The organism is Hymenobacter sp. BRD67 (assembly GCF_013256425.1).
GTDB lineage: Bacteria > Bacteroidota > Bacteroidia > Cytophagales > Hymenobacteraceae > Hymenobacter.
In genome coordinates this window covers 1,585,685-1,598,129 of the sequence record NZ_CP053904.1, presented here as the reverse complement: position 1 = coordinate 1,598,129, position 12,445 = coordinate 1,585,685, and the positions used below count along the sequence as shown (strand labels likewise).

General features: G+C 59.8%; 12 protein-coding genes and 2 pseudogenes. 10 read left to right on the top strand and 4 right to left on the bottom strand.

What is annotated here, in order from left to right; translation table 11 throughout:
• Positions 1-29: 29 nt before the first annotated feature.
• From GKZ67_RS07360 to GKZ67_RS23210, 7 genes and pseudogenes are all read left to right on the top strand, one after another.
• A complete protein-coding gene (locus GKZ67_RS07360; protein ID WP_173241752.1) occupies positions 30-983 on the top strand; it encodes an RCC1 domain-containing protein in 954 nt (317 codons plus the stop codon).
• Positions 974-2,047, top strand: a complete 1,074-nt coding sequence (locus tag GKZ67_RS07355) for an RCC1 domain-containing protein (RefSeq protein ID WP_173241751.1) — start codon at positions 974-976, stop codon at positions 2,045-2,047. Before GKZ67_RS07360 ends, GKZ67_RS07355 begins: the two co-directional genes overlap by 10 nt.
• A gap of 26 nt (positions 2,048-2,073) precedes the next feature.
• Entirely contained in the window at positions 2,074-2,427 is a 354-nt protein-coding gene (locus GKZ67_RS07350; RefSeq protein WP_173241750.1) for a T9SS type A sorting domain-containing protein, read from the top strand.
• Positions 2,428-2,583: 156 nt separating this feature from the next.
• A complete protein-coding gene (locus GKZ67_RS07345; protein WP_173241749.1) occupies positions 2,584-3,051 on the top strand; it encodes an SAM-dependent methyltransferase in 468 nt (155 codons plus the stop codon).
• Positions 2,964-3,398: a hypothetical protein gene (locus GKZ67_RS07340; RefSeq protein WP_410505061.1), complete on the top strand. Its 435-nt coding sequence runs from the start codon at positions 2,964-2,966 to the stop codon at positions 3,396-3,398. Before GKZ67_RS07345 ends, GKZ67_RS07340 begins: the two co-directional genes overlap by 88 nt.
• 395 nt (positions 3,399-3,793) lie before the next feature.
• Positions 3,794-4,972, top strand: a pseudogene (locus GKZ67_RS23215) (GH92 family glycosyl hydrolase); the annotation flags it as partial.
• The gene (locus tag GKZ67_RS23210) at positions 4,948-5,979 is read left to right on the top strand and encodes a glycoside hydrolase family 92 protein (protein ID WP_317172261.1); all 1,032 of its coding nucleotides are present in this window, start codon (positions 4,948-4,950) and stop codon (positions 5,977-5,979) included. The pseudogene GKZ67_RS23215 and the gene GKZ67_RS23210, both read left to right, overlap by 25 nt.
• Before the next feature lie 266 nt (positions 5,980-6,245).
• On the opposite strand, the gene yiaA is transcribed toward GKZ67_RS23210, so the two are convergent.
• Positions 6,246-6,683, bottom strand: coding sequence for an inner membrane protein YiaA (gene yiaA / locus GKZ67_RS07330; RefSeq protein WP_173241747.1), 438 nt, complete (start codon positions 6,681-6,683; stop codon positions 6,246-6,248).
• A gap of 388 nt (positions 6,684-7,071) precedes the next feature.
• On the opposite strand from yiaA, the gene GKZ67_RS07325 reads away from it, so the two are divergent.
• On the top strand, positions 7,072-7,614 hold the full coding sequence (locus tag GKZ67_RS07325; protein ID WP_173241746.1) for a hypothetical protein: 543 nt from the start codon (positions 7,072-7,074) through the stop codon (positions 7,612-7,614).
• A complete protein-coding gene (locus GKZ67_RS07320; RefSeq protein ID WP_173241745.1) occupies positions 7,611-8,792 on the top strand; it encodes a M28 family metallopeptidase in 1,182 nt (393 codons plus the stop codon). The genes GKZ67_RS07325 and GKZ67_RS07320 overlap by 4 nt, the downstream gene beginning before the upstream one ends.
• A gap of 80 nt (positions 8,793-8,872) precedes the next feature.
• On the opposite strand, the gene GKZ67_RS07315 is transcribed toward GKZ67_RS07320, so the two are convergent.
• The 3 genes from GKZ67_RS07315 to holA form a co-directional block, all read right to left on the bottom strand.
• Positions 8,873-9,073 (bottom strand): hypothetical protein, encoded by a 201-nt coding sequence (locus GKZ67_RS07315; protein WP_173241744.1) that lies wholly within the window; start codon positions 9,071-9,073, stop codon positions 8,873-8,875.
• 83 nt (positions 9,074-9,156) lie between these two features.
• On the bottom strand, positions 9,157-9,795 hold the full coding sequence (locus GKZ67_RS07310; protein ID WP_173241743.1) for a ferritin-like domain-containing protein: 639 nt from the start codon (positions 9,793-9,795) through the stop codon (positions 9,157-9,159).
• Between the two features lie 81 nt (positions 9,796-9,876).
• A complete protein-coding gene (gene holA, locus GKZ67_RS07305; RefSeq protein ID WP_173241742.1) occupies positions 9,877-10,935 on the bottom strand; it encodes a DNA polymerase III subunit delta in 1,059 nt (352 codons plus the stop codon).
• Between the two features lie 139 nt (positions 10,936-11,074).
• Between holA and tyrS the strand changes: the two are divergent.
• Positions 11,075-12,384: pseudogene (tyrS, locus tag GKZ67_RS07300) on the top strand (tyrosine--tRNA ligase).
• Positions 12,385-12,445: the final 61 nt, after the last annotated feature.

Sequence of the window (12,445 nt, the reverse complement as noted above, 5' to 3'; positions counted from 1 at the left end):
GTTTGTTTATCGCCGCCTTTCAAGGACTTATGCAAAATTTTACGCCTCGAATATGGTTTGTGCTGGCCTTTTGGATGCTGGCATTCGCAGCCCGGGCGCAATCTTTTGCCGCGGGTGGCCAACATACGCTTTCTATTCATGCCGATGGTACGCTCTGGGCCTGGGGCCTGAATGCGCAAGGCCAGCTTGGCATCGGTAGTACCACTTATCAGACTAGCCCAGTGCAGGTAGGCACTGCTACCAACTGGAAAAGCGTAGCGGCCGGGCAGTACCACACGGTAGCGGTACGGCAGGACGGTACCTTATGGACCTGGGGGCTTAATAATTATAGCCAACTGGGTAACAGCTCAGCGGCAGGCAACCAGACCTCCCCCGTGCAGGTGGGCACCGCTACAAACTGGCAGAGCGTAAGTGCTGGGTACTACCACACGCTCGCTGTGCGTACCGATGGCACCCTCTGGGCCTGGGGCTTCAACTACGATGGTGAAGTAGGCAATGCCACCACTGACACCCAGGCAACGCCGGTTCAGATAGGTACTGCTACCAACTGGAAAAGCGTAGCGGCGGGGGCCTATCACTCCCTGGCTACGCATACCGATGGCACACTTTGGGGCTGGGGCCTGAATAACTACGGCCAATCTGGCGTGGGAGCAGCGGGCAGCCAGACTAAGCCAATTCAGATAGGAACGGGCAACAACTGGCAAAGCGTGGCGGCCGGCTTCTACCATTCGGTAGCCCTTCGTACCGACGGTACGCTTTGGACCTGGGGCCAGAATACCTATGGCCAGCTAGGTACCGCCTCCACGGCTAACCAATCTGCTCCCCTACAGGTAGGAACCAATACTACCTGGCAAAGCGTAGGGGCGGGAGCTTACCATACCTTGGCTACTCGTGCCGATGGCACGCTCTGGAGCTGGGGCTACAACTACTGGGGCCAGCTGGGCCTGGGTCATTCAGCCTACCAGGCTACCCCATGCAGGTAGGGACAGCCAACACCTGGCAAAGCGTTACCGGCGGCTACGGGCATACCGTGGCTATTCGTACCGATGGCACGCTCTGGGCCTGGGGCTACAATGCCTACGGCCAGCTCGGCAATGGAACAGGACTACAGCTTACGCCCGCCCAGGTTATCCCGGCAGCTACGTGGAGAAGTATCGCTACGGGCCAGTACCATACACTGGCTATTCGCCAAGATGGTACCCTCTGGGCCTGGGGCCAGAACACTACCGGGCAGCTTGGTATCGGCACTACAGCCGAACAGAGCAGCCCTGCCCAGGTAGGCACTGCTACCAACTGGCAAAGCGTGGCGGCCGGCGCTTCACATACGCTGGCTATTCGCACCGATGGTACCCTCTGGGCCTGGGGCGACAACACCTATGGCCAGCTGGGAACCGGCGCTGCAAAATCGGTACCGGTACAGGTAGGCACCGAAACCAATTGGCAAAGCGTGAGTGCCGGCCAGCTCTACTCCTTCGCTATTCGCACCGATGGTAGCCTCTGGGCCTGGGGCGACAACACCTATGGCCAGCTGGGCTTTGGGCCGGCTAGTGCGCAGTTTACCCCAACACAGGTGAGTGCCGGCACTACTTGGCAGCAGGTGGCCGCCGGCTACTACCACACAGCCGCTATCCGCGCTGATGGTTCGCTCTGGGCCTGGGGCCTGAATAACTACGGCCAGCTTGGTGATGGCTCCACGGCCACTCGGTCAACGCCGATACAGATTGCCCAGGCTACCGCCTGGCAGAGCGTGAGCGCCGGTCAGCTCTACACCGTGGCCATCCGCCAGGATGGTACCCTTTGGGCCTGGGGCAACAACGATAGCGGTCAGCTTGGTACTGGCACTACCTCCCTGGCCCTGCCTGGGCAGGTAGGCACTGCCACCAACTGGCAATACGTAGGTGCCGGCCAGCAGCATACCCTAGGCGTTCAAGCTGATGGCTCTCTGTGGACCTGGGGCAATAACTACTATGGCCAGCTAGGCAATAGTACTACCTCGGCCCAGGCTACCCGAGTGCCATCAGCGCTGGCACTACCTGGCAACTGGTAGCGGCTGGCTACAGCCACTCAACTGCCTTGGCTGCCAGTGGTAAGCTCTGGGCCTGGGGCCTCAACGACCAGGGCCAGCTCGCTCAGTCCAACCTCAATCCCCTTCCTATCTATATCCCCATGGGGAGCGCAACCCTGGCAGCTACGGTGGCCATACTGCCTATATCCTGGCAGCTGGTACCTAACCCTGCCCACGAGCAGGTGACCTTGGCGGGGCTTTCCGCCGTCGCCATGACCGGGCAGCTTTATGACAATCAGGGCCGGCTTGTACGCACTACCACCTCCCCTACAGTAGGGCTACTCGGCCTGGCTCCAGGCCTCTACTTATTCCGGGTAACGGCTGGTTTCACCACGCGTGTTATGCGCCTGCTGGTAGAGTAGAACGCGCAAAGGGGTAGCCAGTTGGATAATACATTTTAGGGCCTGCCGCCGCGCATTAGATAGGTGGCTTTACCGGCTGGCGCGTAATTTCGCCGGGCTACCGGACTGCTTCACCTTACCAGCCTTTTGCTTTTTCCGGGCAGTGGTTTTTATTATATGACAGTAAATGAGTTCTTCGAGCTATTTTTAGATGAGTTACGTGCCAATCCGGCGCTGACCAGCTATTACAAGTTCCTGGCCAGCCCGGCCAGCTTCGAGTTTCGCAAAGCCTACGTAGTACAGCGCCTGCACTATATTCTGGAACACCTGCCCAACAAGGAGGCCGCCCTCTGGGACTGCGGCTGCGGCTATGGTACCACGGCCATCTTTCTGGCGCTAAACGGCTATAAAGTTCACGGTACAACGCTCGAATTCTACTTTGCCCAGATTCCGGAGCGCCTGCGCTACTGGGCACAGTTTGGCGATGTGTCGGGCTTTACCTATAGCTACGAAAACCTGTTTGACTCGCCCCGCCCGCCGCGGCCTACGACCACGTCATTATCCAGGACACGCTGCACCACCTGGAGCCGCTGCAGGAAGCCCTGCGCATTTTCCGCGAAACCCTGCGCCCCGGCGGCAACCTGATTATCGTGGAGGAAAACGGCGGCAACGTAGTGCAGACCCTGAAGCTTTATCTGCGCCGGGGCAACAAGCGCATCATCGAAATATATGATGACACATTAAAGAAGAACATCTTAATCGGCAACGAGAACATTCGCAACCTCGCTACCTGGCGCCGCGAGCTGGCCCGGCAGGGCCTGCGCATTCCGGCCAGCGGCGTGCAGTACATCCGGCTCTTTCCGCCCTTCATGTTTAAGCCCGACAACGTGCCCCACCTGCTGAAGCGCGAGAACAACCTATGGCGCCGCAACGCGCTGCTTAAGGAAAACCTGTTTTTTGGCCTCAATTTTATTGCTGATAAGTCGGCTTAGCGCCGTTTCGTAGTCCCGTTATCGTTGCGCCGACTTTCAGTCCGCACGTTAGCAGGTCTAGTACTCGCGGACTGAAAGCCCGCGCTACTACCGCGGCTGTCCACTGATTCCGAAACCGCGCCAGTAGCTAACCGGCCAGGCACTTAGTACCTGACGGAATTGGGGCCGGCGTTGATAACTTGGTGCGTAGACTGGCACTATACACCGGGTTTTTAGCTGGCAGCCGGCGCGAGGCGCTTGCCTAGCGAGACCCTACAAAGAGCTGACCCCGTTGCTTCAGCTTACTTTACCGGCATGAAGTACTTTCTGCCAGCCGCTGCCCTGCTCCTGCCTGTGGCACTCCACGCCCAGGAAAACCTGGTGCAGTACGCCCACCCCTGGTGGGCACGGCCCGTATGGGCCACACCTACCCCGGTGCCACGGTGCCCTTCGGCGCGGTGCAGCTCTCGCCCGATACCGACACCATCAGCTACGAGCAGAACGGAAAGTACAACCCCGAGATATATGCCTACTGCGCGGGGTATCAGTACAAAGACCCCACCATCGTAGGCTTTAGCCACACGCATTTCAGCGGCACGGGGCATTCCGACCTGGGCGATTTTCTGATAATGCCCACCACCGGGCCGCTCCAACTTAACCCCGGCACCGCCGATAAGCCGCTGAGCGGCTACCGCTCGGCCTACTCGCACCAGACCGAGGTAGCTGAGCCGGCTTACTATAAAGTACGGCTAGCGGACAATGATATTCTGGCTGAATTGACAGCCACGACCCGCGTTGGCATTCACCAGTACACGTTTCCGCAGGCGGCTGAGTCGCACGTTATTCTCGACTTAATGGCCGGTATTTATAACTATCCCGGCAAGAATACCTGGGCTTTCGTGCGGGTCGAAAACGACTCGCTCGTGACCGGCTACCGCCAAACCAACGGCTGGGGCCGCACCCGCACGGTGTACTTCGCACTCAGCTTTTCGCGGCCTTTCAAAACCTACGGCAGCCGCAGCTACGACCCCAAGCAAGCCTACCGGGGCTTCTGGGGCCGCTTCGACCAGGCCCACAACTGGCCCGACCTGGCCGGCCACCAGCTACGTATGCACTTCGATTTCGGGCCTACCCAGGCCGGTCAGCAAATCAAGCTGAAAATGGCCCTCTCGCCCGTGAGCACCGCCGGGGCCCTGGCCAACCTGCGCGCCGAAGCGCCCGGCTGGAACTTCGCCGACTACAAGCAAAACGGCCAGGCCCAGTGGCAGCAGGAGCTGAGCAAAATTACCATCAGCTCGCCGCGCCGGGTCGATAAGGAGAACTTCTACACGGCCATGTACCACGCCTTCACCGGCACCACCATCTACCAGGACGTGGATGGCCAGTACCGCGGCCTCGACCAGAACAACCACACGGCCAGGGGCTTCACCAATTACACCACCTTCTCGCTCTGGGATACCTACCGGGCCCTGCACCCGCTCTATAACCTCGTGCAGCCCCGGCGCAACGCCGACATGGTGCAAAGTATGCTCGCTCACTTCGACCAGAGCGCCGAGCACATGCTACCCGTGTGGAGCCACTACGCCAACGAAAACTGGTGCATGATTGGCTACCACGCGGTGCCGGTGCTCTGCGATGCCATTGTGCTCGGCAATGCCCCTTCGACCAAAACCACGCCCTCGACGCCTGCATCACCACTGCCCGCCAGCGCTGGTACGATGGCCTGGGCGACTATATGGATAAAGGTTACGTGCCCGAGGATAAAAGCGGCGCTTCCGTATCAAAAACGCTGGAATACGCCTTCGACGACTATTGCATTGCGCAGGCCGCTCACAAGTTGGGCCGCGCCGATATCGAGCAGGAATTCCGCCAGCGGGCCGCCAACTGGCAGAACGTGTACGATGCCCGCATCGGCTTCATGCGCCCGCGCTCGGCCGACGGCTCATTCCGGGCCAGGTTCGACGTGCTCACCACCAGCGACCCCGCCTACATTGAGGGTAACGCCTGGAACTATAGCCTTTACGTGCCTCAGGACCCGGCCGCACTCATCGCCAAAATGCGCGGCAACGCCCGCTTCGTACCCCACCTCGACTCGCTCTTCACCATGAGCCTGCCCGATAAGTTCTTCGCCGAAACCGAGGACATCACCCGCGACGGCATCATCGGCAACTACGTGCACGGCAACGAGCCCGCCCACCACGCCGCCTACCTCTACAACTGGACCAACCAGCCCTGGAAAACCCAGCCCCGCATCCGCATGATACTGAACAAGATGTATCGTCAGGGCCCCGACGGCCTCGGCGGCAACGACGACTGCGGCCAGATGAGCGCGTGGTACATCTTCTCGGCCCTGGGCTTCTACCCCGTCGCCCCCGCCTCGGGCGAGTATGCGCTCGGCAGCCCGGCCGTGCACGGCGCCGTGCTACAAGTCGGCGAGGGCAAAACCTTCACCGTGACGGTTAAGAATCAGAGCGATAAGAACGTCTACGTGCAGTCGGCCAGGCTCAATGGCAAGCTGCTGACGCGGCCGTTTTTGCCGGTGCAGGCGGTGCGGCAGGGTGGCACGCTGGAGTTTGTGATGGGAAGTAAACCAGCGAAATAGATGAGCCTAGGAATAACCGTGCGTCTATCTTTACCCCAACGCACGGTTAAATTACCTCACCTCGGAAGTCTAAAAAAAGACACAGCCCTGGCCGGTGGCACGGTCAGGGTTTCAAGAAGCAGGTGTTAAAAACACCTAACTTCTCCTCGGAAATGAGAAATAAGAGTATGCTAAAGCTACTACGGGCAGTCGGTGAGGCTGTTCTGCTAGGGTTGGCGAGTGCGAGCGGGCTATTAAGCAGTGAGAGGGTTCCAGTTGAGTAGTACTTACTCCGTATCAGCAACCGCACCCGTGCCACCCGGCACCAAACCCATATCGCGCGTATTCTTCTGCACGGCAATGGCTCCAAACAGGCTGAGCAAAAAGGCCATCGCATAAAAGCCTTTTTCGCTGAGCGTAAGCGTGGCGTTCCAGAGGCCGACCGCTAGCAGCAGAATAGCCAGCAGCGTGGCAAACCAGGCCAGGCCGTAGTAGAGGCCCGTAACGGGGATTTTTTCCAGCTGGTCGCGCACGGTTTTTTGCAGGGAGATAACGGCAAACAGCCCGAACATGAGCACGGTGAAGTAATAGCCTTTTTCGTTGAGCGCCATCGCGGCGTTCCAGAGGCCAATCAGGAAGCCGCCCATGCCTGCGAGCAGGGCAAACCACGAGGCGGCAATAAAGGCGGCGGAGGGACGGGAGGTGGTAACGGGAGCAGGTGACATGGACGGTTAGGAGTGAAGTAGGCGCCGAAGGTAGCAGGCATAGTTAGTGGGCAGCAACTCCATCTTTGCCGCAATCAGATGTTAGCCAAGCAGGTTTAATTACCCAAAGCCATAATCAATAAAATGACCATCAACAAGTTAACTGCCTATACTATCTGACTTTAGGACAAAGCAACTCAGCACGCCCAGGTGTGGCGCGGACACTGTTTGGCTGGGTTGCGAGCCGCTGCTTAGCTCCTGCTAAGCAGCGCACTTAAAAAGTCACCCGAGAGCTAGTGCCAACGTGCTGGCCCGCCCTACCTTCGCAACCGCTGCTGATAGCAGCGGGTAGCCAGCCGCCTACTGCGGCAGGGGCTTGCTGCCGACACTTTTAACCACACTTTCTTCAATGCCCCTTCCTACCCTTCGCCCCTGGCTGCTTCCCGTCGCGGCCGGCCTCTTGCTGGCCAGTTGCCAAAGCAACTCTACTACCTCCACCGAAACCGCTACCAACGGCAAGCCCACCGAGGCGGCCCCCACCGACACGGCCAGCGTGCCCACGCCCAACGACGGCATCACGCCTGCTCTCATTGCCCAGCACATCAAGGTGCTGGCTTCGGATGAGTACCAGGGCCGACGGCCGTTTACGGCGGGCGAGGAAAAAGCCACGAGCTACCTGGCCGGCGAGTTTAAGAAGCTGGGGCTGAAACCCGGCAACAACGGCAGCTACTTTCAGCCGGTGCCGCTGGTCGAGATTGCCGGCAAGCCCGACTCTACGGCTACCATTGCGGGCAAAGGCAAAAGCCTGACGCTTAAATATCGTAAAGACTATATGTTTCTGACCGAGCGCGAGAAGCCGACGGTCGAAATCAAAAGCTCGCCGCTGGTATTTGCCGGCTACGGCGTAACGGCCCCGAGTACAAGTGGGACGACTACGCCGGCCTCGATGTGAAGGGTAAAACAGTGGTGGTGCTCATCAACGACCCCGGCAACGCGGGCACCGACACTACCCTGTTCAAGGGCAAGGAAATGACCTACTACGGCCGCTGGATGTACAAATACGAGGTGGCGGCCCGCCACGGCGCTACCGGCCTGGTTATCATCCACGACACCAAACCCGCCTCCTACCCCTGGACGGTGGTGCAAAGCAGCAACGGCGGGGCCAAGCTGCACCCCCAGACGCCCGACCACGGCGCCAGCAAAGTGGCCCTCGAAGGTTGGATAACCCTCGATGCGGCCAAGCAGCTATTCACCGCCGCTGGCCTGAAGTATGACGACCTGTACGCCGCCGCCAACAAGCCTGGCTTTAAGGGAAAAGACCTGGGCCTGAGCCTGACCACTACGCTGCACAATAAAATCACGTATAAAACATCCAAAAACGTGGTGGCTATGCTGCCCGGCACCAGCCGGCCCAACGAGTACATCATCTACTCGGCGCACTGGGACCACCTCGGCATCGGGCCAGCCGTAGCCGGCGACTCGATTTACAACGGGGCGCTCGACAACGCCAGCGGCTGCGCGGGTTTGCTGGCCATTGCCAACGGCTTCGTGCAGGCCAAGCAGAAGCCCGGCCGCAGCATCGTGTTTCTGGCCGTGACCGGCGAAGAGCAGGGACTGCTGGGCTCGGACTACTACGCCCAGCATCCCATCTTCCCGCTCAAAAACACGGTGGCCGACATCAATATGGATGAGCTGCTGGCCTTTGGGCCGATGCGCGACGTGACCATTACCGGCTACGGGCAGTCGGACCTCGACGACTACGCCCGCACCGCTGCCAAGGAGCAGAATCGCTACGTCATCCCCTACCAGCACCCCGAAACCGGCAGCTTCTACCGCTCCGACCACTTCAGCTTTGCCAAGGTGGGCGTGCCGGCGCTCTACGCCAGCGGCTCGTTTGACAGCCGCCTGCACGGCAAGGCTTTTGCCGAGCAACAGCGGGAAGAGTTTGAGGCCAAAAACTACCACCAGCCCTCCGACCAGTTTAACCCCAAGTGGGACCTGCGCGGCGCGGCGCAGGATGCGCGCCTGCTCTTCAGTATCGGCCAGCAGCTGGCCAGCGAAACTACCTTCCCGCAGTGGAAAGCCGGCTCCGAGTTCCGAGCCGTGCGCCTGAAAAGCCGGCCGCAATAAGCTCTTTCCCAAGAAACACAAAAAGCCCCGGCAATGTGATTGCCGGGGGCTTTTTGTGTTTATCGTGGTGTTTGCGGAGACTACTTGCTCACCCCCGGCACGTTGAGGCTGCCCGCTTTGGCGCGCTTGTAGAGGTAGGCTGCGCCGGCGGCCAGAATGGCGCCGCCGAGTACTTTATGCGTAGAGGTGAGGCCGCCAGTAGCAGCGTCGTCATTATTTCTCCGGCCAAACAGGCTGGCAATCATGCCGCCCAGGGTGCCGCTCGGTTGGTTATCGCTCATGCGTGAAATCAGGTTTAAGATGGAGAGCCTTCTTACGATTAAGGGACGACCTGCGTTGCCCACTACCGCCAGGGAGATTCCGGCTACTCCTGCTTGGCCTTCAATTTTTTGAGCCGGTCATACGTGTGTTGCGACAGCGCATACTGGCGCTCCACGGCCTGGCGCAGGAGCCCGGTAAGCGTGCGCTCGGCCAGGGCTTCCTGGTAGGCTTTCAGGGCCCATTCCTCGCCGTAGATATTTGAGCTGAGGATGCTCTTTTCATCGCGGGCCGTGACGACGGCCTTGGCATCCATCCAGGCGCGGTAGAGCTTGCCCTTGAGGGTCGTGCTGGTTTCGCGCTTGCCGCCTTCGCGGGTCAGGTAGGTGTTCAGGTCGGTAGCAAACTGCTGGCTCTGGCTGGCCAGCTGCTTGTAGTAGCCTCGCAGCTCGGCATCGTGGCTTTCTGCCACGGCCCGCTGGTAGCCCTCGATACGGTCGTTGACAAAGTACAGCAGCTCGTCGAGCGTAGCGCCCTGGTCAGTGGCCGGCACGCTTTTCCTGCGGCGGGCCACCAAAGCTACGCCTACTGCCAGCAACGCCCCACCCACTATTTTCCCGACAGTGCTGGTTTTCTTTACAGTAGTCGGCAGCTGGCCGCGCACTCCGCCCACGGAGCCCTGGGCCACCGGGCGTTTGGGCCGCGGCGTGGCGGCGGTATTGTCTGAAGGCTGGTTCTTTTTCATGCTGATGAACTAATGGACAAACCAGCGCTTACGACGTTTACCGCCAGGTAGTTAAGGTAGAGCTTATTTACCCGGCTCACGTTACCCCACGGCCGCCGCCGGCACCGGGTGCAGTATCAGCCACACCAGCTCGCGCAGGATTTCGCCCTCGTCCATGCTGCCGCTCTCAATACCCTTGCTCTGGGCGTCGGCCCTTCGAATAAGGTGAATCAGGTCGATGGTGCGCTCGGGGCTGAACTGCCGCTGGGCCAGCTGATACTCTTTCTGGGCAAACTTGTTGATGCCCATTTTCTGCAAGTCGGCGTCCGATGGGTTCGGGCCGGCCTGGTGCAGCATGAGCAGGCGCGTGAAGAAGTTAAACAGCAGCGTGAGGTTGGGAATGAGCGGGTTAGCCTTGGGATTAGCGGCGAAGTGCGTCAGGATACGATTGGCTTTCAGCACGTCGCGCTGCACCAGGGCCCGCTGCAGCTCAAATATATTATATTCTTTACTTATCCCTACCATGCGCTGCACCAGGTCTTCGTCGATGGCCTGGCCGGCTTTTACGTTGAGCAGCAGCTTGTTTACCTCGTTGGCCAGCCGGCCCAGGTCGGCGCCGATGTACTCGGCCAGCAGCGCGGTGGCGCCGCCCGAAATCTGCTGCTTGCGCGAGCGTACGTAGCCGGTCAGCCACTGCGGCACCTGGCTGTCGTAGAGCTTCTTGCTGGTCATCAGCACCGCGCCGGGCGCGTCTTTGCCGGCCAGCAGCTTGCCGAGCTTCTTGCGTGAGTCGAGGGTTTTGTGCTTGTAGCAGAGCACGAGCACGGTGCTGGCCAGCGGGTTTTTGAGGTAGGCTTCGAGAAAAGGCCAGGCTTTTTCGCTTTCCAAATCGGCCACGGCCTGCGCTTCCTTCACAATCACGACCGAGTAATCGCTCATCATCGGGAAGCGCTTGGCCTGGCCCAGAATGCCCGCCGCGTCGGTGTCCTTGCCATAGAGCACCGTTTGGTTGAAGCTGCGCTCACTTTCGGGCAATACCGAGCTTTCGAGCGCATCAGCCACCGTATCAATAAAATACGGCTCCTCGCCCTGCAAAAAATACACCGGCTGAAACTGCCGCTGCTGCACGGCTTTAAGAATGGCGTCGGCGTCCTGTATCAAGTAACAAGTAGCAATTAACAGTTAACAATTAGCGGGCACGAGCCAGCCGAATCAGGCGAAGTTACTCGTTGGCTAACTTTGCTGCGATTCTACCGCTCCACCGAGGGCAAACAGGCAACTGTTAACTGTTAATTGATAAATGTTAATTGAAGAATTGAAGTGGCGCGGCATGTACCATGATGCCATGCCCGGCACCGCCGAGCACCTGGCCAGCGCCGCGCCCGTATCGGGCTACATCGGCTTCGACCCCACGGCGGCCTCGCTGCACATCGGCAATCTGGCCACCATTATGCTGCTCGTGCACCTGCAGCGCGCCGGCCACCGCCCGGTGGCGCTGGTGGGCGGCGCTACCGGCATGATTGGCGACCCCAGCGGCAAAAGCGCCGAGCGCAATCTGCTCGACGAAACCACCCTGCGCGCCAACCAGGCGGGTATTCGGGCGCAGCTCGAAAAATTCCTGGAGTTCAACGACTCGCCCACCGGCGCGGTGCTCGTCAATAACTACGACTGGTTCAAGAACTTCGGCTTTTTGCAGTTTCTACGCGACGTGGGCAAGCACCTTACCGTGAACTACATGATGGCCAAAGACTCGGTGAAGCGGCGCATCGGCGGCAGCGAGGATGGGGCTGGCACCGGGGGCTCCGAAGGCATCAGCTACACCGAGTTCAGCTACCAGCTGCTGCAGGGCTACGACTTTTTCCACCTCTATCAGAACCTGGGCTGCACCCTGCAAATGGGCGCCAGCGACCAGTGGGGCAACATCACCACCGGCACCGAGCTCATTCGCCGCCTCACCGACGGCCAGGGCAAAGCCTACGCCCTCACCGGCCAGCTCATCACCAAAGCCGACGGCACCAAGTACGGCAAAAGTGAAACCGGCACCGTGTGGCTCGACCCGGCCCTGACGTCGCCCTACCAGTTCTACCAGTTTTTTCTCAACAGCAAAGACGAAGATGCCCCACGCCTCATCCGCGTGTTTACGCTGCTCGGCCAGGCCGAAATCGAAGCCCTGGAAGCCGAGCATACCCAGGCGCCGCACCTGCGCACCCTGCAAAAGGCGCTGGCCCGGGAAGTAACCATCCGGGTGCACTCCGAAGCGGCTTACGAAGCGGCCGTAGCGGCTTCGCAGGTGCTGTTCGGGGGCGGCGACCTGGCCGCGCTCGATGAGGCGACCCTGCTCGATGTATTTGCCGGCGAGCCGCAGCTACCCATCACGCCCGCGCAGCTGGCCGAAACCGACGTTGTCACGCTGCTCAGCGATACCACCGGCGGGCAGGTATTTCCGTCCAAAGGTGAAGCCCGCAAAATGGTGCTGAACGGCGGCCTCAGCCTCAACGGCCAAAAAGTAAGCAACCCCAGCAGCCCGCCGCCGAGCTGCCGCTGCTGCTGGGCAAGTACCTGGTAGTCAAGAAAGGCAGAAAGCACTACCTGCTAAAAGCAAGCAGTTAATTACTTTTTAATATATACTAAATGATTAATGCCAGGTAACAAAAAAGCCCCGCTGACCAGC